Genomic DNA, 19,376 nt, shown 5'->3' on the forward strand with positions numbered 1-19,376 from the left:
ATACAAAAATGCTCAACCAAAAAATTAGGAGGTTTTTAAATGGAAAACGCAATCGAAGTGAAGGGTCTAGCAAAATATTATTCAAACTTTAAAGCAATTGAAGATGTTCAATTTGAAGTTAAAAAGGGAGAGATCTTTGGATTTCTTGGACCTAGTGGATCTGGCAAGACGACAACTATTAAAATCTTAACGGGACAATTGAATGCAACAGAAGGAGAAGCTTTCGTTTTTGGAGAGAGCGTTTCTGTCCTGAAAAATCCAACAGCTCGAAAACGATTTGGTGTTCTAACAGATAATAGTGGATTATATGGAAGGCTGTCAATAATTGAAAATCTTCAGCTTTACTGCAAACTTTATGACTTACCCAATTCTAAAGTTGATGAGGCATTGGATTTTGTCAATTTAAAGGAAGCTGGGAAAAAGAAGATTTCCACTTTATCTAAAGGAATGACGCAGCGAGTCAATTTAGCTAGAGCAATATTACATGAACCTGAACTGCTATTTTTAGATGAGCCAACTTCTGCATTGGATCCAGTAAATACACTACATATCTATAACGGCTTACGTGCATTAAATAATAGGGGAACAACGATATTCTTAACTACTCATGACATGCAAGAGGCTGATGTTTTATGTAACCGAGTAGCTTTCCTTCACAAGGGAAAAATTCAACTTCTTGATAAACCAGGAGAGCTTAAAAAACAATTTGCAGATGGGACAGTAACTGTAGAATTATCGAACAATGAGAAAGTTGTACTACGAAAGGATTCAGAGGGAGCAGAAGAAATGTTCCAGCTTATGAAAGAGAATCGAGTTCAAACAGTACATTCAAATGAACCAACTTTAGGAGATATATTTGTAAAAGTGACTGGAGGAGAATTGGTATGACGTTTTCATGGAAGAGAGTAAATGCAATTTTTCAAAAAGATTTTAAGGATTTCTCAAGAAACTTAGCAGTTTCAATCGTGGTATTCTTACCACTAATTTTAGCAGCTGTATATGGCCGTATGGGATTAGATACAATACAAGCTCATTTTATGAATATTAATATGACGTTTGCCATGGTTGGTACATACGTCCAGTGTTGCTTGATAGCAGAAGAAAAAGAAAAGAACACACTACGTGGACTTATGCTATCCCCAGCCAGTACATTAGAAATTCTTGGTGGAAAAAGCCTGTTATCATTTGTATTAACTATTGTTATTGCATTCTTCTGTGCATATTTATCGGAATATCGTCCAGCTAATATAGCAATCATTGCAACAGCTATTGTTATTTCATCTGTTTTCTTCATAGGTTTAGGAACTTTATTAGGGCTTATTGCAAAATCAGTTATGGAATCTTCTGTAATAGTTCTTCCTGTTATTGCTGTTTTTACAATGGGATCATTTGTAACTGTTTGGATAGAGAAGTATCCAGTATTGCAGATAGTTGAATATTTGCCAAACATTCAACTAATTGACCTTGCAACAAAAGTGGAAAAAGGAGCAGGATTCGGTGATGTAATTTCAAATCTGGCTATAATTCTGATTTGGACTGTGGTCGTATATATATTAACTGTGATTGTATATAAAAAACGAATGGTGGATTAGTTTTAAGTATGATAAAGCATCAGCAAACTGTAGGGGCTTTATTGTTCCTGAACAATTAATATTTGTTTAAATATACAGAGAATTCCTTTTATAGGGCATTCTTTCAGACTGTAGACAAACTCAATTTTTGGTGCATAGAGTTGTATACTAAAATCGGCAAGGACCACCACTTCGCTTTCCATGGGCTTGGCTTCAGCCTCCTCGTCACTGCGAAAACATATTCCTGCGGTTACTCGTCAAGACATTGGTCAAACAAAGTTCGACCAATGTCTTTCCTGCGGGGTCTTCTGCTCAAACTGTTCCCACAGGAGTCTTCGTGGTGGTCCTTGCCTTATAAACAACTCCTTAAAGGTTTCCACTATATATACTTTTATTTAGATAAAGCAACCACTTTAAAGATATTTATTATTACTCATAGCAGTTTATAAAAATACTTTGTTCGTCAAGCCGAGAGAATGCCTTTTATAGGGCATTCTCTTTTTGAAAGATAAGTATAAATGCAATGGAAGCGTATCTTGACTAAGTAAGGGTATAATAAAAATAAGTATCTAGTATTGCCTTATCAAATAAGGAAAGGAAGATTCGATGACAGAAGATAATATAAAAGTAGGATGGAACTTGGAAAATACTTATACCAATCTGCCGGAATTAATGTATACAGTTATTAATGTAAATCCTGTTAGCAACCCAAAAATTGTTGTCTTAAATGGAGAATTAGCAACTACGTTAGGACTAGATCCTAAAGCATTAGAAAGTAGACAAGGTATTGAGGAACTGGCTGGCAATCGCACAATAGAAGGTGGGATACCTTTAGCACAGGCCTATGCTGGGCATCAATTTGGACATTTTACTATGTTAGGGGACGGTAGAGCTCTGCTGCTCGGTGAACATATTAAGCCTTCGGGAGAACTAGTTGATATCCAGTTGAAGGGTTCAGGTAGAACACCATATTCTCGTGGAGGAGATGGAAGAGCAGGACTTGGACCAATGCTTCGTGAATATATTATTAGTGAATCTATGCATGCACTTGGTATTCCAACGACTCGTAGCCTTTCTGTAGTCACTACAGGTGAGGATATTATGCGGGAAACTGTTGGACCAGGAGCTGTAATGACGCGTATAGCTTCTAGTCATTTACGTGTTGGTACTTTTCAATTTGCTGCAAAATGGGGAAGTATAAACGATTTAAAAGACTTGGCAGATTATGCAATAGAGAGACATTATCCGATACTATTGGATAAAGAAAATCGTTATCTATTATTACTCCAGGAAGTAATTGAGCATCAGGCAGCTTTAATTGCGAAATGGCAACTTGTTGGCTTTATTCATGGAGTGATGAACACGGATAATATGACAATAAGTGGTGAAACAATCGATTATGGTCCTTGTGCTTTCATGGATACTTTTGATTCGAAAACAGTATTTAGCTCAATCGATACTCATGGTCGTTATGCTTATGAAAATCAACCGAATATAGCTGCTTGGAATTTAGCAAGGTTGGCAGAAAGTTTATTACCACTTATTCATGAAGACCAGGAAGAAGCAGTCAAACTTGCAACAGAAAAAATAGGGGCATTTCCGGAAAAATATGAGACATACTGGTTGACAGGAATGGGGAATAAGCTAGGTATTTTTAATATAGAAGAAGAGGACCTTTCGTTAATTGATAACTTGCTTCAACTTATGGAGAAATACAGAGCAGACTATACTAATACATTCCGATTGATGACTCTTGATAAGTTAGAGGAAACTGTTTTGTTTGGTAAAAAAGATTTTGACCAATGGTATGAGAAGTGGCTAGCTAGACTTGAAAAACAAGATGTGTCTAAAGAATTTATCCAGCAGCTGATGCAGAAAAGTAATCCTGCAGTCATTCCAAGAAATCATCGGGTAGAAGAAGCAATTGAAGCAGCAGTGAATAATAAAGATTATAGTGTGCTAAAGAGCCTTCTTAAAGTAATTTCAAAACCATACGATTATAGTTCTGATCATATGGATTATACTTCACTACCCCCTGATACCTCAAGACCGTATAAAACGTTTTGCGGTACTTAAAAAAGTTAAAACAAGCCTGTAAACATTCTAAGTTTACAGGCTTGTACTAATAAATTAGGACAAAAAATCAGGTTTCAAATAATTGGGGTTTGGATATTTGTAAAATCCTTCTCCAGCTTCACTGCCAGTTTTGCCTTTATCGATATACTCCGTTTTTAAAATATTGGCCAACTTAATGAAATGATCGTTGCCAGATTGTCCTTTTGCATTGGCAATATTGTATGCGGTATTAATTCCAACGATATCCAAAATAGCAAATGGACCTTTTGGAGAGCCGGTTGCAATCATCCAAGTTTTATCGATAGTTTCCGGATCAGCAATGTCATTTATTAATAGTTGTTGAGCAGCTTCTAAAAAAGGAACTAGTAGAGAATTCAATATATATCCTGGCTGTTCTTTTTGTAGTGGTAAGGCTACCATCCCAATAGCTTTGGCAAATTTAATCACGTCATTAAAAACTTGTGTCTCTGTTCCAGGGTGTTTCATAATTTCGGCTGTATTGTTCATCCAAATTTCATTGGCAAAGTGTAATGCTAGAAATTTTCCTGGTCGACCTGTTACTTCGGCAAATTGGCTAGGTAGTAATGTAGAAGAGTTAGTTGCAAAAATTGTCTTTTGTGGTGCAACTTTGCTTAAGTCCTTATAGAAATTATTTTTTATTGGTACAACTTCAGGGATTGCTTCGATTACGAGATCCGCTTCAGTTACAGCTTTTTCTAAATCAGTGTAGAAAGAAATACGATTATATGCTTCGTTAACTTCTCCGTCAGTAGCTCCTAAATCTTCTTTATAACGTAATTTTAAATTCATCATTCTATTTTTTGCATTGTCAAGAGCCTCATCATTAATATCATATACTGCAACTTGAAAACCATTAAATGCCGTTTGAAAAGCTATTTGACTTCCCAAAACTCCACTACCAGCAACAGTAATTTGTTCGTAATTCATTTACAATCTCCTCTCCAATGTAAAAAGTATAATCGTTTTACTATACCCTTTAAGCGAATGTTCAAGCAGAGTTTAGCAAAATGAATATAACAAACACTATATAATATAGAAAGGGCTAATTATAGGAACTCTAACTTGTAACATAGCTTTTTTATCTTTAAAATTAAAGAGTAATCTAGTTAGGTTCAATTTTTAGAAAAAGGAGTTTTAAAAGCGTATGCAGACGAACAAAGTAGCGGATACAACCCGACGAATAATTTTAATCGTAATAGGTGCAGCTATTGCGGGTTATGCACTTGAAGCTGTATTAATACCAAACTCAGTTATTGACGGTGGGGTAACAGGCGTTAGTATCATGGGAACATATTTATTTAATATTCCTCTTGGCGTATTACTATTTGTATTAAACATTCCATTTGTATATTTAGGATATAAACAAGTAGGTAAAACCTTTGCAATAATGAGTATTGTTGGAATAGCATCACTATCTATTTCTACAGTTTTACTGCATCATATCGAGCCAATTTTAAGTGCAAAGGATCCTTTATTAGTAGTAATATCTGGGGGAGTAATGCTAGGTGTTGGTATTGGGGTTGTCCTTCGAAACGGTGGAGCTCTTGATGGAGCAGAAGTTTTAGCAGTCCTTGTATCTCGAAAAGTACCGTTTTCAGTAGGAGATATCATTTTACTTATCAATGCGTTTATTTTTGTAGGTGCAGGTTTTATATATGGTTTAGAAAGTGCACTTTATTCAGCTACTACTTATTACATAGCTAAAATCGTAATTGATGTAATTCAAGTTGGTCTTGAAAAGTCTAAATCTGTACGTATTGTTAGTAAACAATCTGAGAAGATTGGCTCTGCAATTCAAGATCGTTTAGGTCGTGGTGTTACATATTCAAGTGGACGTGGCGGTTTTTCAAATGAAACAATGGATATTGTTACATGTGTAATTACTCGTATGGAAGAAAACAAATTAATGACGATTATTAAAGAATTGGACACAAGTGCTTTTGTTGTGATCACAGATGTGGCAGAAGTAAGAGGCGGTAGCTTCAAAAAACGTGATATTCACTAATACAATAAACCCGTTAAATGAGTAACTATCGTCATTTAACGGGTATTTATTATACAAAAATTATTTTCGTTTTTTCTTTCCAAGTTCTTTTGTAGCAGCTTTATTTTTATCTACAATCTGTTCAAATTCAACTTGTACATGGATGCCATTTTCTTCGGTTTCTTGGACACTAATCACTTTGCCTTTTCGGCCTTTAATTTTTAGATTGTCTTCGACCACAGGTATATCTCTCAATACTTGAGTTAAAACAATTATATTTTTCTCCATAAAATGAACAGCATACATTTCCATTTCCCCTTATTTTATATTTTAGAATCTATGTATTTTATGATTATTTGAAAGATATAGAACTTCTATAAGTTGTAAACATATTAGTATATCTATTTAAAAAGAAGAGGTGTTCATAACAATAAACTCAAGACAGAATAGTTCTGGCTAAAATAAGCAATCATTGCAATTGTAAATGTTAATGTGGACGGACTTTTAGATTTCTGATTTAATTTTTGTTAGGAGTTTGTAATCGGAATAACTTGCAAAAAATTTAAGGACTTGTTATTCTTAGACCAATTAAATAATTTATCCTTCGGGGTCGGGTGAAAGTCCCAATCGACAGTAAGAGAGCAATCTTGAAGCCTGTGAGCCGTAAAACGCATGATTTGGTGAGAGTCCAAAGCCGACAGTTACAGTCTGGATGGGAGAAGGAATAAGTGCCTAATGAGTAGGTTTTTTAGTTATGCTAAAAAACGGTATAAAAGGGCTTATTAAAGTATGACTTCTCTCGCATCCAATGAATTCTGGATGTGTTTTTTTATGTCTGGATAAGACTTAGCAATTAAGGCGAAGATTGCCATTATTGCAATTCTTCTAGCGCGTTCAAGGTTGACATAGGAGCTTGCGCTTTTCAAAATTGAATAATTATCCTTCGGGGTCGGGTGAAAGTCCCAATCGACAGTAAAAGAGCAATCTTAAAGCCTGTGAGCCGTAAAACGCATGATTTGGTGTGAATCCAAAGCCGACAGTTATAGTCTGGATGGGAGAAGGAATAAGTGCCTAATGAGTAGGTTTTTTAGTTATGCTAAAAAACGGTATAAAAGGGCTTATTAAAGTATGACTTCTCTCGCATCCAATGAATTCTGGATGTGTTTTTTAATGTCCAGAAAAGAACGTCTTTATTGCAATTCTTCTAGCGCTTGGCAAGGTTGACATAGGAGCTAGCGCTTTTCAAAATTGAATAATTATCCTTCGGGGTCGGGTGAAAGTCCCAATCGACAGTAAGAGAGCAATCTTGAAGCCTGTGAGCCGTAAAACGCATGATTTGGTGAGATTCCAAAGCCGACAGTTATAGTCTGGATGGGAGAAGGAGTAGTTCGATGCTTTTTGAGAAATATTGACAAAAGGCTTGTTTGAATCTACCTAATTTTCCTCTGTCACCTTTGTGGGCGGAGTTTTTTGTTTTTAAGAAGCTTCTGATTTCTCCTCAAAACATATTAGTAAAGGAGGATACAATGTTTACAGGAATTGTAGAAGAGCAAGGTATAGTAAATAACATTCGAAAAAGTGCTAGCAGTATGCAACTTTCTATCCAAGCTGACAGAATTTTAGAAGATATAAGATTGGGCGATAGCATTTCAGTAAATGGTGTTTGTTTAACTGTAATCACATTTTCTCAAACTGAATTTACAGTAGATGTAATGCCAGAAACGTTTCATGCGACTACAACCAATTTATTAAATAATGGGTCAGCTGTTAACCTAGAACGAGCAATGGGCGCAAATGGCCGTTTTGGTGGACATTTCGTTTCCGGACATGTTGACGGAGTAGGTACGATATTGAAGAAACGACCTACTGCAAATGCAGTTTATATTGATATTACTGTACCAGAAGATGTAAGTCACTTTTGTATTCCTAAAGGATCTATTACCGTAGATGGCACAAGTTTAACTATTTTTGAAATAACAAAGTCGACAATAACTATTTCACTAATTCCCCATACAAACAAAGAGACAGTGTTAGGGATGAAGAAAGAGCGTGAACTAGTCAATATTGAATGTGACATGCTAGGAAAGTATATGTATCAATATGTTAAAAATAAAAAGGAATCAACTATTACACAAGATTTTCTAAAGCAGAACGGTTTTTAAGGAGATAATAACATGCTAAATACGATAGAAGAAGCAATAACGGATTTAAAACAAGGTAAGATCATTATTTTAATTGATGATGAAAACCGCGAGAACGAAGGCGATTTTCTTTGCTTAGCAGAATTTGCTACACCAGAAAATATTAATTTCATGGCTAAGTATGGTCGGGGGTTGATTTGTATGCCTATTCATGAAGAAATTGCCCAGGAATTACAATTGCATCCGATGGTTTCTAACAATACAGATTTTCATCAAACGGCATTCACTGTGTCGATTGATCACGAGACCACATCAACAGGGATTAGTGCTTTCGATCGTTCTAAAACAATGTTGCAAGTGATTAATCCAGAAGCAAGAGCATTACAATTTAAGCGACCTGGACATGTCTTTCCTCTTATTGCAAAACCTGGTGGTGTATTAGAAAGACGAGGACATACAGAAGCTGCAGTGGATTTTGGAATGCTCTGTGCATCGTCAAAAGCTGGTGTAATTTGTGAAATTATGAACGAAGATGGGACAATGGCACGCTTACCAGATTTACTGGAATTTGCCCAACAATTTCAAGTGAAGATTGTAACAATTGAAGAATTATCAAATTACTTAATAAATATTAAAGGTAACTAAGGAGAGAATAAGATGGTAAAAACAATAGAAGCAAATTTAATCGGAACAGATTTGAAAATAGGTATTGTCGTAGGGCGTTTTAATGATTTCATTAATGCAAAGCTTGTTGATGGCGCAATAGATGGATTGAAACGTCACGGCGTAAAGGAAGAAAACATAGAAGTCGCATGGGTTCCAGGTGTATTCGAAGTACCGTTTATTGCAAAAAAAATGGCTGAATCACATAATTATAATGCTGTCATTGGTCTTGGAACAGTAATTCGTGGAGCTACTACACACTATGACTATGTATGTAATGAGGCTGCAAAAGGAATCGCTCAAGTAGGTTTACAAACTGGAGTTCCAATTATTTTCGGTATTGTTACAACTGAATCAATTGAACAGGCTATTGAACGAGCGGGTACAAAAGTAGGGAATAAAGGGTACGATGCTGCTATATCAGCAATTGAGATGGCAAATCTTTTGAAGATAATGTAAAAAGAGCGATAATAATATAGAAGCCAATGACCAACGCAACAGGTCATTGGTTAGTTTACTAATAATATTCCTTATTATAATAAGAAAAAAATGTTAAAAATAAATCCTAATTTTCTTGTATTTGAATATTAACAAGCTCATCAGTATCAGTAATATATTCAATCCTTACAGATACTCCAAATTCCTTACCACTATCTTTTAACAATAACTTAAATTTTTCAATTGTAGAACTTTCTTTAGTTTCCTTTCCTTCATGTAGGTAGTCAATAATACTTGCATTCGGATATTTGGATTGAGCTTCTTTCATAGCTAGCTGTCCCCACTTAGCATAAGCAGGTATTTCCTGTTGTGTAGGTGCAATCGACTGTATATGTGCTGGAACTAATTGGGTAGAAGTAATAATTCCAAGTGCAATAACTATTTTCTGCATGATTAAACTCCTTTCCTTTTGTTTAGGATGAGTCTTTCGTTGAAAATAATTCTATGAAGAGGCATGTTTATTAAAACATTATCGAATACAACGTAATTTAGGTTTTAAGGAAGTTGTATTTCTTCATCAGTACATATATTCTTTCATGTAGCCTGTTTTTATATAACGAGAGTAATAATTCTGAAAAATGATAAACTTGTAATATAATGAAAGATGAACAGGATACCGAAATCAAGGGGGCAACATAATGGAATTAGGATTAGCAGGAAAAGTAGCAATAGTTACTGGTTCAAGTAAAGGTATAGGTTTACAAACAGCATTGCAATTAGTGCAAGAGGGAGCAAGTGTAGTACTTTGTGCACGAGGAAAAGAAAAATTAAAAGAGGCAGCTGCATTTATTAAAACTGAAACAGGAGCAGACGTATTAATTGTTCCTGCTGACATTACAAAAGAGGAAGCTTGTAAAGAAATCATTCAAAAAACAATTAGTCATTATGGTCGAATTGATATCTTAGTTAATAATGCGGGTACTTCCTCTGCCAATCCTTTCGATTCAGTAGATACAGATTTATGGCAAACAGATTTAGACTTAAAATTATTTGGAGCAATACATACCTCAAAAGCTGCAATTCCCTATATGAGAGAAGTAGGCGGAGGAGCTATTGTAAACGTAACAGCAGTTTTAGGGAAAACACCGCCTGCAAGTTCTTTACCAACGACAGTTAGTCGAGCAGCTGGAATGGCTTTGACTAAAGCTATGAGTAAAGACTTAGGCAAAGACAATATTCGGGTAAATACAGTTTGCATTGGACTTATCAGAAGTAATCAAATCGAATTAAAATGGAAAAAGGACGCTCCAGAACTTACTTGGGAAGAATATTCTAGAAATGTAGTAGGTCCTACGATTCCACTTCAACGAATTGGTGAAACAACTGAAGCAGCAAATGTCATTACTTTTCTAGTATCCGATGCTGCGTCCTATGTAACTGGAACAGCCGTAAATATCGATGGTGGATCTGGTGGAACACTTTAAGGGAAATAGAATATCAATTGAGTCAATTTCATAAAAAATATTATTTAGTTAAACCCGAACAATGCTGATTTCCGTTCTAGGCGGACGCTTTCCGCGGGCACGGCTTCAATCTCCTCGTCACTACGTTCCTGCGGGGCTTTCAGCTCGTGCTGTTCCCGCTGGAGTCGCCGGCTGCCACTCCAATCGACGGGATCAACTTTCCCTAAAAACGAATAATTTATTACAATATTATGTAAACATACGTACTTTTAAATAATACAAGTAATTATGAAATTGACTCAATTAAAATGTAAATTTAATAATATTATGGAATTGAAAACAAAACTAGAAATCCTAATTGTAAAAGGGTTTCTAATTATTTAAATCAGTCAATATTTATATTAGATCATAAGCAGAGTTTCCTCGACCACAATCCTCATTTGTAGCTTTTTCAGTAATTTTTAGTTTAATAGTTGCTTGAAGTCCTCCAAGTCAATTTTACATTTGCGTTCAAGCTCTTCCATTGTATCTGCTTTAATAAGAAAATCACTTCCTTTTGATTTCTTAGGCGTCATATGTGTTATATATCCCGAATTTCTATTTCGACTTTCTAATAGCCATGAATTAAACCTTCTTCCTCGCTATCCTGTAATCCTACTTTTTTAACACATGGTTATTTGTAATTTACAAACCATCTCCTGAAAGAGCAGTGGAATCATCCCACCTTTACAGTCACAACTCTACTCTAAAAGTAATATTATAGAGCTAAGTGCAGCCTAAACATTAGGAGTGAAAGTATGCCAGCTATAACAGGCAAGCAGTATATTAATCGGATCGATCAGCTTAAAGCGGATGTTTGGATAGACGGAAAGCCTGTATCAGGGAACATTTCTGAGCATCCTGCTTTTAAAGGAATTATAAAAAGTCAGGCTAGATTGTACGATCTTCAGCATGACAAAGACTTAAAAAATGTTCTAACTTATTTATCTCCAACTACAAAAAAATGGGTAGGAATGTCATATTTGCAGCCCAAGACAAAAGAGGATTTAGGGGCAAGACGAGAAATGGTGCAGCAATGGGCTAAATCGAACAATGGACTCATGGGAAGAAGTCCGGATTATATGAACACAGTATTAATGGCATTAGCCTCATCAGTTCATTTATTGCAGGACCAAAAGAATTGTTTTCCAGATAATCTACAATCATTTTACGAATATGCAAGAGAAAATGACATCTCTATGACTCATACGTTTATAGAACCACAAGTAAATCGCACACAACTTTATGTGGAACGTTCAGATGAACCTATAGCCGCAAAAATAGTGGGCAAGAACAAAGATGGAATCATTATAAAAGGTGCGCGACTACTTGCGACACAAGGTGGAATAACGGATGAACTATTAGTTATTGCAGCAGGGGGGAAAGCAGAAGAAGGTAATAGCTTTGCATTTTCAATACCTTGTAATACAAAAGGGTTAAGATTCATCGGTAGGGAATCATTTGTTGGAGGAGACTCCAATTTTAACTATCCATTAAGTTCGAAGTACGAAGAAATTGATAGTATCGTAGTATTTGACGATGTTTTAGTTCCCTGGGAGCGTGTATTTTATTATGACAATTTATTTATATCAACTAATTTTATGAAGTCGAGCTCGTTCTTGCCCTTTACACTTCACCAAGTAGCATCTAGGCAGATTGTGAAAACTGAATTCATATTGGGAATTGTCCAATCTATTATTGAAACAATTAATATTGAGGAATATCAACATGTGCAAGAGAAAGCAACTGAAATAATTATTGCCTTGGAAACGATGAAAGCGTTGGTGATAAAATCAGAAGTAGAGGCCAAAGTAGACAAAGGTGGATGGATGCAACCAGACAGCACCACATTACAAATTGCTATGAATGTATTTCCACGCATATATCCGCGTTTTAGCGAAATAATTCAGCTCTTAGGTGCCAGTGGATTAATGTCCATCCCAACCGAAAGCGCATTTCAATCGCCTATTAGAAATGAGTTAAATCACTACTTACAATCTTGGGAAGACATTGGAAAGGATCGTGTCAAACTTTTCCGATTAGCATGGGATTTAACTATGAGTGCATTTGGCACACGACAAACACTATATGAACGTTTTTTCTTTGGTGATCCTGTTCGATTGGCAAGTCAGTTATACTTTTCCTATGATACGGAAGAATATGTACAACGAGTGAAAGATATTTTGAAACAATAAATAATTGACACTATCTTCTAATTTTGCTATATTACTATTCAATAAAAGCATATAAATTCGTTGAAGAGAAAGAGTAATGTATCGATTTGTTCCCAGAGAGCTGACAACTTGGTGAAAGTCAGTGTGCAGGTTATACATGAATATCCTCTCTGAGAAGAAGAGCTGAAGATTTTAGTAAGCTTATCCGGGTGTCTACCGTTAAAAAGAACACGTATGATTTGTACGTTGCTAAGTGCTATTGGATCGGCTCAATAGAATTAGGGTGGTATCGCGGTTAACCCCGTCCCTTTACTTGGGACGGGGTTTTTTGTATGCCTTTTATACAATGTATAGGAGGAATAGTGATGAGTGCGCAAGATGTAAAAGAAAGTAAAGTACAAAGGGAACAAAGAATTCGAGAGTATTGGCAAAACAATAGAACTTTTGAAAAGTCTGTACAAAACCGGGAAGAGAACACTCCATTTGTTTTTTATGAGGGACCACCAACAGCAAATGGCCTACCGCATGTCGGCCACGCATTAGGAAGAACGATTAAAGACGTTGTAGCTCGCTATAAAACTATGCAAGGGTTTAGAGTCGAGCGAAAAGCAGGATGGGACACACATGGTTTACCAGTTGAACTTGGAGTAGAGAAGCAGCTAGGAATATCAGGGAAGCAAGATATTGAAAATTACGGTGTTGAGGATTTTGTTAAGAAGTGCAAGGAAAGTGTATTCACATACGAAAAAATTTGGCGTTCTTTTACCGAAGAACTTGGTTATTGGGTAGACATGGATAACCCATATTTAACATTAAGTAACGAGTATATGGAAAGTGTTTGGAATATTTTAAGTAAGGTTCATCACGATAAACTGCTTTATAAAGGACATCGAGTATCACCTTATTGTCCTAGCTGCCAAACATCTTTGAGTTCACATGAAGTGGCACAGGGTTATAAAGATGTAAAGGATCTCTCTGCTACGGTTAAGTTTAAACTCGTAAATGCTGATGAGTACTTTCTTGGTTGGACTACAACACCTTGGACTCTACCAGCAAACGTAGCGCTTGCTATGAATCCTAGTCTAGTCTATGTGCGGGCTAAGGTAGAAAGTGAAATATATATACTTGCAAAATCATTAGTTCCTGCTGTGTTAGGAGAAAAAGCTATTGTCCTAAGTGAACATTCAGGAGTCGAATTTGAAGGTGTTCCTTATCTTCCGCCATTCCATTATATAGATATAACAAAAGGGCATATTGTTGTGTTAGCGGATTATGTAACAGAAACGAGTGGTACAGGAATAGTGCATATTGCCCCTGCATATGGTGAGGATGATTATCTAACAGTACAACAAAACGGACTTACTTTCGTAAATGTCGTGGATCAACGAGGGTGTTATACAGAAGTGGTCACAGATTTAGCTGGCCAATTTGTGAAGGACAGTGACGTTGAGATCATTAAGTTATTAGCGAATAACGGCTTATTATTTCATAAGGAGAAATACGAGCATAGCTATCCTCATTGTTGGCGTTGTGATTCACCTCTACTTTATTATGCAACGGACAGTTGGTTCATTAAGATGTCAGCATTAAAGGAACGGCTAGTTGAAAATAATGAGTCGGTAAATTGGTATCCTGACCATATTAAAAAAGGGCGTTTTGGGAATTTCTTAGAAAATGTGGTGGATTGGAATATCAGCCGAAATCGTTACTGGGGAACCCCTTTAAACATTTGGATTTGTTCAACCTGTGAATATGAAGTAGCTCCGACTAGTATTACATCTTTAGCAAAACTCGCATCTAAGCCATTGCCTGAAAACTTAGAGTTGCATAAGCCATATATAGATACCATTCTCTGTACTTGTCCAAAATGTAGTGGGGAAATGTTGCGTACGCCTGAAGTAATCGATGTATGGTTTGATAGCGGATCGATGCCTTTTGCACAGCACCATTATCCATTTGGTGATAATAAACAATTTAACGATCAGTTCCCTGCAGATGTAGTAATAGAAGGAATTGATCAAACTCGAGGATTCTTCTATAGTTTGCTTGCTGTATCAACCCTCTTTACAGGAAAAGCACCTTACAAAAATGTGTTGTCACTTGGACATGTATTAGATGAGCAAGGTCAAAAAATGTCTAAAAGTAAAGGGAATGCACTAGATCCACTTGATTTAATGCATCAGTACGGTGCCGATGCATTACGCTGGTCATTATTAGTCGATAGTTCTCCATGGAATCCAAAACGTTTTTCGTCAAAGAATGTACAAGAAGCTAGTTCTAAGCTACTTGATACACTTGATAATATTTTTAAATTTTATTCACTATATGCAAATATTGATCAGTTTACCTTCGATAGAACGAAACCTGGTGAACAAACAAAAATGGATCGATGGGTTCTTTCAAGGCTGAATAGTACAGTTCAAAAGGTAACAGAGTTTATGGAAGATTATCAAATTACTCAAGCTACTCGTGAAATTGCTGAATTAGTAGAGGAAGTAAGTAATTGGTATGTTCGTAGATCGAGACAGCGTTTTTGGGCGACAGGTTTTTCTGACGATAAACGTGCAGCATTTAATACTCTATACCAAGTATTAAGTACTGTTAGTAAATTAGTTGCACCGTTTAGTCCATACATCGCAGAGGACATACATTTAAAATTACAAAATGCCAGCGTTCATCTTCAAGACTACCCAAAACATCAAAGCAACTTCATCGATAGAAAATTAGAGGATGATATGAATGCTGTATTGAAGATTGTGGAGTTAGGTCGCAGCATCCGAAATTCATATAACTTGAAAGTAAAACAACCACTAGCCGAAATGGTCATTTATACAGTAGTATCCAACGAAAACTTAAAGAAATATGAATCCATTATTCAAGACGAACTAAACATAAAAAAAATAAATTTTGTAACGGATTTGGAAGAGCTAGAAGAAGTTTCGTTTAAGTTAAACTTCAAAACAGCTGGTGCTGTATTTGGTAAAAATGTGAATGATGTGAAACAGTATGTGGAGCATTTGACGGTTTCCGAAAAAGAATTACTAAAATCAGAAGGAAATATAACAATAGTTTTGTCAAATGAATCCTATGTATTGTTAAAAGAGCATGTAAATACAGAATCCCATATGAAAGAAGATTATGCATTTTTAGAGGATGGAATCTATAAGGTACTTATAAATACGAAGCTAACTACTGAGTTAATAGAAGAAGGGCAAATTCGTGAGTTTATACGTATCATTCAGGACACACGTAAAAAGCATAATTATCCAATTGAAAAATATATAAATCTTTCAATAAGTTGCAACGAGGATTCCAAATCATTAATTGAGCGTTTTGACTCCTTAATAAAAACAAATGTATTGGTTCATCATATACAATTTGTTTCAGACCTTGAATCTGACTCATCAATAACTATTATGTTAGATAATCAAAAAGTAAGCTTTAGTATACAGTTAGAATAATTGCACTAAGAGGTTGGACAGAACCCCAAAACAGCATTTTTCTCAGTGAGAAAAATGCTGTTTTTTTGCTGTGCACAAAATTGATTTCCATTCCAGGGACGCTGGAATAAATCTTTTAAGGAATATCGATTCTTTAACTGTAATTGTTCTTTTTGTATTAAGTTTAAACCTTTATTAGTTAACTCATAGTACTTCTCGCCATCCTCTTCCCAAAAGGAAGTTCATTTTACAATAACAGCAAAATCAATAATAGAGCAAATACAATCTGGAATAGTCCGATTCCACCGGCATAAGCCGATAACTTCCAACCGTTTAGGGTAAGGTCTTTAATTTTAACACTCAATCCAATTCCAGCTAAAGCAATTATTTCCAAATAGTTTCCGAATCCTTTAATGGAATGAGTAGCTATTTCAGGGAAATGTAGAATACTATTTATACAACATAATATGAAAAACCCTCCGACATACCATGGAACGATTGTATTCCATTGAAATGGGACCTTTGTTTTTGGCTGCTCTACCTTTGTTAGTTTGATTTGTTTCAAAACGAAAACAACACCTACTAGAAATATAATTCGACTGATTTTAAAGACGGCTGCCTGATCCTTAACTGTTTCACCGACTATACTTCCGCTAGCCACTACTTGTCCAACAGATTGCAATGTTCCACCTATTAAAGCAGATGAACGCAATACATTGTCATGAAAAATTACACTTATAATCAATGGTAACATGACCATCAAAACCGTCCCCAGCAGATTAACAATTGTAATAGAAACGGCAACGTCAGATTCCCTCGCCTGAATGGTTGGTGCAGTTGCCACAATTGCGGATGAGCCACAGACTGCATTTCCACTAGCCATCAGTAAACCAAAGTCCTCGCCGAATCGTAGTTTTTTTCCTAACCAAACAACAAACATAATCGTCCCTGTCATTTGAATGAGAATAAAAGTTAGTCCTGATATTCCGATTTCCAATAATGAATTGAAAGTCAAAGTAGCTCCTAACAGCACAATAGAAATATATAATAAATTACTTCCTGAAAACTTTACTCCCGACTTTAAAATAGAATATGAACCTATTTTTAGATTGCCAAATAATATACCAATCAAAATCGCAAATAAGCCACTTCCTAAATTAGGGAATATTCTACCGAGAGCTATACCAAACATTGCAATTGCAATACAAGCTAATAGTCCAGGTAAAAGATTTATAATTTTCCTTGTCATTTTTCTACCTCATTAAATAGTTTACTGTTCTCGCTAAAAATCATTTTAACATAATATACACATGCTTTGTTTTTGGGTACCAATAGAAACAAATAGACATATAGGTATGGGAACTATTTAAGTGAAATGTTTTAATCGAGCAGTTTGTGGGAAAGTGAAGCTTAAAGTCCAAGTATATATATTAGTAAATTGTTGGATAATAAAGATTAACTTAAAGGACTTTTAATCAGGGGTGGAACTATATGGGCTATGTATTTGTTGTTGTGTATTTAACGATTATTTTAATTGTAATAGAAATTAATACCATCCTGTTTACTTTTACAGGACTTAAAAAAAATATTGCCAGATTTCAGGTTATCTCCATGCTTACAGGAACTGGATTTACGACAGGGGAATCAGAACTAATTATTGATCACCCCATACGTAGAAGGCTTGGTGCTTTTTTAATCCTCTTTGGTGCATTTTCTTTAGCGGTTATTATTTCTGCAATTAGCAGCATATTGTCAGATGAATTTTTCACTATGAAAATAGGTTATGTCGCTGGAACATTGGTTTTGTTCTTATTTGTTTTAAAGGTTGGTAAAGTCAAAAATAAACTAACCGTCTTATTTGAGCATGAACTTGAAAGAAACTTTGATCTTCAAGATATGACTATAAAAGATGTCTTTTTAACAGAAGAGAATGATTACTTAGTGGAAGTTCCACTCCACAGTTCTTCAACTATGATTGGTGGAAAACTAATAGAGAAATTAAATTCAGAGGAAGACATAAATGTTTTGTCAATAAAGCGAGGAGAAATTATTATCCGAAAGAAAAGACTAAATACCGAGCTTCAAGCCGGAGATTTCATTTTAATGTTCGGTGATAAAGAAGTGATTAGAAGAATTTTTAAAGCAGAACTGAAGGAACATGAAGAGGAGATAAAGAACGAAATTGATCGTCGGAATTAAACTTAGTACCAAAATTATCTAAATTAGAATAGATACATTAAATAAAGTTAGATTAGAAATATTGACCTGCATCGCCAGGGTAGATCTCCATTATCTTCCTAGGCTTTAATTATAAAAATAGAGGTTTAGAATAATTATTCCCATGCGAAATTTTTGTGCTTTCTTACTGATTTATTACAACAACCATACCATTATTAGGTATAATCATTACTGAAACTTCTTTATCTGAACTTGAACTATATCCTTTAAAAAAGTAAGCCCTATTTGGGTTGAAAGGATTCCAGATATTGTCGAATTCAATCGGAATCGTGTCTGTTTTTAAAATGTTCATTTCATACTTGTTAATTACCTTCTCTTTTGCTTGATTAAGAGTTAACTCTGGTAAAGAAAATAAAACAGTGATTAAAAAAATACAAATGAAAATAAAATACGGTAAACGCTTTTTGTCTACAATAAAAAATTTATAAAAGGTAACTTGAAGTACCAACAAAGGAATCAGCAAATCTAAAGACATGACATTACTATAAACTTGTTGATTTACTATAGCTAGGATTATAAATAGAATCAACGATATGATAAAACCAGGCAAGTAATTCTTCAAAAAATCTCCCCTATTTCTATATTAATCACATATACCCAGTTCTATTACTCTAGGCTTCAATAACTTTGAAAGATACAACAACGTAGTTATAGTTACATCAAATGTGAATAATTGATCATTTTATATAATTGAATAAATTTCATAAAGAATTTTATATAGTCAAATCCGAACAATGCTGATTTCCGCTCTTGGCGGCGCTTTCCGCGGGCACGGCTTCAATCTCCTCGTCACTACGTTCCTCCGGGGCTTTCAGCTCGCGCTGTTCCCGCTGGAGTCACCGCCTGCCACTCCAATCAACGGAATCGCTTTTAATATATTGCAATATTAAGTAAATATTCGTATTTTTGAATAAGACAAGTAATTATGAAATTGACTCATTTATAAGTAAAATTATCACTGTACTTTTGGCCAACTTTTTTATGTTTATAGAACTCAATTTAAAAACGAATACAAACATTCCTTTTCAGTGCCAAGCACTGCAATTTTGTCGACATTTATTTATTTAATCTTGGTCTATTCCATTAGTATTTTAACATAAACTATTGAATTTTTTTATTTCAAAATTT

General features: G+C 35.2%; 15 protein-coding genes, 1 pseudogene, 3 riboswitches and 1 other annotated feature. Of the genes and pseudogenes, 11 read left to right on the plus strand and 5 right to left on the minus strand.

Annotation, left to right across the window (positions count from 1 at the left end; all coding sequences use genetic code 11):
• Positions 1-39: 39 nt before the first annotated feature.
• The 3 genes from ACQCPR_RS06880 (at position 40) to ACQCPR_RS06890 (ending at position 3,647) form a co-directional block, all read left to right on the plus strand.
• Complete coding sequence (locus ACQCPR_RS06880; RefSeq protein ID WP_090562359.1) at positions 40-888, plus strand: ABC transporter ATP-binding protein; 849 nt, start codon at positions 40-42, stop codon at positions 886-888.
• Positions 885-1,592 (plus strand): ABC transporter permease, encoded by a 708-nt coding sequence (locus ACQCPR_RS06885; protein WP_090562356.1) that lies wholly within the window; start codon positions 885-887, stop codon positions 1,590-1,592. Before ACQCPR_RS06880 ends, ACQCPR_RS06885 begins: the two co-directional genes overlap by 4 nt.
• Before the next feature lie 585 nt (positions 1,593-2,177).
• Entirely contained in the window at positions 2,178-3,647 is a 1,470-nt protein-coding gene (locus ACQCPR_RS06890) for a protein adenylyltransferase SelO (protein ID WP_427138583.1), read from the plus strand.
• Positions 3,648-3,701: 54 nt separating this feature from the next.
• Here ACQCPR_RS06890 and ACQCPR_RS06895 read toward each other — a convergent pair whose 3' ends face one another.
• Positions 3,702-4,595, minus strand: a complete 894-nt coding sequence (locus ACQCPR_RS06895; protein WP_427138584.1) for a 3-hydroxyacyl-CoA dehydrogenase — start codon at positions 4,593-4,595, stop codon at positions 3,702-3,704.
• Positions 4,596-4,812: 217 nt separating this feature from the next.
• Between ACQCPR_RS06895 and ACQCPR_RS06900 the strand changes: the two genes are divergently transcribed.
• The gene (locus ACQCPR_RS06900) at positions 4,813-5,673 is read left to right on the plus strand and encodes a YitT family protein (RefSeq protein WP_093494514.1); all 861 of its coding nucleotides are present in this window, start codon (positions 4,813-4,815) and stop codon (positions 5,671-5,673) included.
• A 60-nt stretch (positions 5,674-5,733) separates the two neighbouring features.
• Here ACQCPR_RS06900 and ACQCPR_RS06905 read toward each other — a convergent pair whose 3' ends face one another.
• Positions 5,734-5,958, minus strand: coding sequence for a hypothetical protein (locus tag ACQCPR_RS06905; RefSeq protein WP_427138585.1), 225 nt, complete (start codon positions 5,956-5,958; stop codon positions 5,734-5,736).
• Positions 5,959-6,248: 290 nt separating this feature from the next.
• Positions 6,249-6,380, plus strand: a riboswitch (FMN riboswitch).
• A 207-nt stretch (positions 6,381-6,587) separates the two neighbouring features.
• Positions 6,588-6,719, plus strand: a riboswitch (FMN riboswitch).
• A gap of 188 nt (positions 6,720-6,907) precedes the next feature.
• A riboswitch (FMN riboswitch) is annotated at positions 6,908-7,039 on the plus strand.
• 139 nt (positions 7,040-7,178) lie between these two features.
• Between ACQCPR_RS06905 and ribE the strand changes: the two genes are divergently transcribed.
• From ribE to ribH, 3 genes and pseudogenes are all read left to right on the plus strand, one after another.
• Entirely contained in the window at positions 7,179-7,814 is a 636-nt protein-coding gene (gene ribE, locus ACQCPR_RS06910) for a riboflavin synthase (RefSeq protein ID WP_427138586.1), read from the plus strand.
• A 12-nt stretch (positions 7,815-7,826) separates the two neighbouring features.
• Positions 7,827-8,414 (plus strand): annotated as a pseudogene (gene ribB / locus ACQCPR_RS06915) (3,4-dihydroxy-2-butanone-4-phosphate synthase); the annotation flags it as partial.
• 36 nt (positions 8,415-8,450) lie between these two features.
• Positions 8,451-8,915, plus strand: a complete 465-nt coding sequence (gene ribH, locus ACQCPR_RS06920) for a 6,7-dimethyl-8-ribityllumazine synthase (protein ID WP_427138587.1) — start codon at positions 8,451-8,453, stop codon at positions 8,913-8,915.
• A 106-nt stretch (positions 8,916-9,021) separates the two neighbouring features.
• Here ribH and ACQCPR_RS06925 read toward each other — a convergent pair whose 3' ends face one another.
• Positions 9,022-9,345 carry a DUF3889 domain-containing protein gene (locus ACQCPR_RS06925; RefSeq protein WP_427138588.1) on the minus strand — a complete coding sequence of 108 codons (324 nt, stop codon included), beginning with the start codon at positions 9,343-9,345 and terminating at the stop codon, positions 9,022-9,024.
• A gap of 247 nt (positions 9,346-9,592) precedes the next feature.
• On the opposite strand from ACQCPR_RS06925, the gene ACQCPR_RS06930 reads away from it, so the two are divergent.
• The 3 genes from ACQCPR_RS06930 (at position 9,593) to ileS (ending at position 16,031) form a co-directional block, all read left to right on the plus strand.
• Complete coding sequence (locus ACQCPR_RS06930) at positions 9,593-10,378, plus strand: SDR family NAD(P)-dependent oxidoreductase (RefSeq protein WP_090562327.1); 786 nt, start codon at positions 9,593-9,595, stop codon at positions 10,376-10,378.
• Positions 10,379-11,154: 776 nt separating this feature from the next.
• Complete coding sequence (gene hpaB, locus ACQCPR_RS06935; RefSeq protein WP_427138589.1) at positions 11,155-12,591, plus strand: 4-hydroxyphenylacetate 3-monooxygenase, oxygenase component; 1,437 nt, start codon at positions 11,155-11,157, stop codon at positions 12,589-12,591.
• Positions 12,592-12,642: 51 nt separating this feature from the next.
• Positions 12,643-12,882 (plus strand) — a binding site (T-box leader).
• Positions 12,883-12,935: 53 nt separating this feature from the next.
• Positions 12,936-16,031, plus strand: a complete 3,096-nt coding sequence (gene ileS, locus ACQCPR_RS06940) for an isoleucine--tRNA ligase (protein ID WP_427138590.1) — start codon at positions 12,936-12,938, stop codon at positions 16,029-16,031.
• 226 nt (positions 16,032-16,257) lie between these two features.
• Here the strand turns inward: ileS and ACQCPR_RS06945 are convergent, their stop codons facing one another.
• The gene (locus tag ACQCPR_RS06945) at positions 16,258-17,259 is read right to left on the minus strand and encodes a YeiH family protein (RefSeq protein ID WP_427138591.1); all 1,002 of its coding nucleotides are present in this window, start codon (positions 17,257-17,259) and stop codon (positions 16,258-16,260) included.
• Positions 17,260-17,501: 242 nt separating this feature from the next.
• Between ACQCPR_RS06945 and ACQCPR_RS06950 the strand changes: the two genes are divergently transcribed.
• Positions 17,502-18,209, plus strand: coding sequence for a TrkA C-terminal domain-containing protein (locus tag ACQCPR_RS06950; protein ID WP_090562317.1), 708 nt, complete (start codon positions 17,502-17,504; stop codon positions 18,207-18,209).
• Positions 18,210-18,372: 163 nt separating this feature from the next.
• On the opposite strand, the gene ACQCPR_RS06955 is transcribed toward ACQCPR_RS06950, so the two are convergent.
• On the minus strand, positions 18,373-18,810 hold the full coding sequence (locus ACQCPR_RS06955) for a hypothetical protein (protein WP_427138592.1): 438 nt from the start codon (positions 18,808-18,810) through the stop codon (positions 18,373-18,375).
• Between the last annotated feature and the right edge of the window lie 566 nt (positions 18,811-19,376).

Source organism: Psychrobacillus psychrodurans, from assembly GCF_050209195.1.
Classification (GTDB): Bacteria; Bacillota; Bacilli; order Bacillales_A; family Planococcaceae; genus Psychrobacillus; species Psychrobacillus psychrodurans.

Coding starts and splice junctions, on each gene's coding strand:
- ACQCPR_RS06880 (WP_090562359.1), top strand. CDS start 40: ATGGAAAACGCAATCGAAGTGAAGGGTCTAGCAAAATATTATTCAAAC.
- ACQCPR_RS06885 (WP_090562356.1), top strand. CDS start 885: ATGACGTTTTCATGGAAGAGAGTAAATGCAATTTTTCAAAAAGATTTT.
- ACQCPR_RS06890 (WP_427138583.1), top strand. CDS start 2,178: ATGACAGAAGATAATATAAAAGTAGGATGGAACTTGGAAAATACTTAT.
- ACQCPR_RS06895 (WP_427138584.1), bottom strand. CDS start 4,595: ATGAATTACGAACAAATTACTGTTGCTGGTAGTGGAGTTTTGGGAAGT.
- ACQCPR_RS06900 (WP_093494514.1), top strand. CDS start 4,813: ATGCAGACGAACAAAGTAGCGGATACAACCCGACGAATAATTTTAATC.
- ACQCPR_RS06905 (WP_427138585.1), bottom strand. CDS start 5,958: ATGTATGCTGTTCATTTTATGGAGAAAAATATAATTGTTTTAACTCAA.
- ribE (WP_427138586.1), top strand. CDS start 7,179: ATGTTTACAGGAATTGTAGAAGAGCAAGGTATAGTAAATAACATTCGA.
- ribH (WP_427138587.1), top strand. CDS start 8,451: ATGGTAAAAACAATAGAAGCAAATTTAATCGGAACAGATTTGAAAATA.
- ACQCPR_RS06925 (WP_427138588.1), bottom strand. CDS start 9,345: ATGCAGAAAATAGTTATTGCACTTGGAATTATTACTTCTACCCAATTA.
- ACQCPR_RS06930 (WP_090562327.1), top strand. CDS start 9,593: ATGGAATTAGGATTAGCAGGAAAAGTAGCAATAGTTACTGGTTCAAGT.
- hpaB (WP_427138589.1), top strand. CDS start 11,155: ATGCCAGCTATAACAGGCAAGCAGTATATTAATCGGATCGATCAGCTT.
- ileS (WP_427138590.1), top strand. CDS start 12,936: ATGAGTGCGCAAGATGTAAAAGAAAGTAAAGTACAAAGGGAACAAAGA.
- ACQCPR_RS06945 (WP_427138591.1), bottom strand. CDS start 17,259: ATGACAAGGAAAATTATAAATCTTTTACCTGGACTATTAGCTTGTATT.
- ACQCPR_RS06950 (WP_090562317.1), top strand. CDS start 17,502: ATGGGCTATGTATTTGTTGTTGTGTATTTAACGATTATTTTAATTGTA.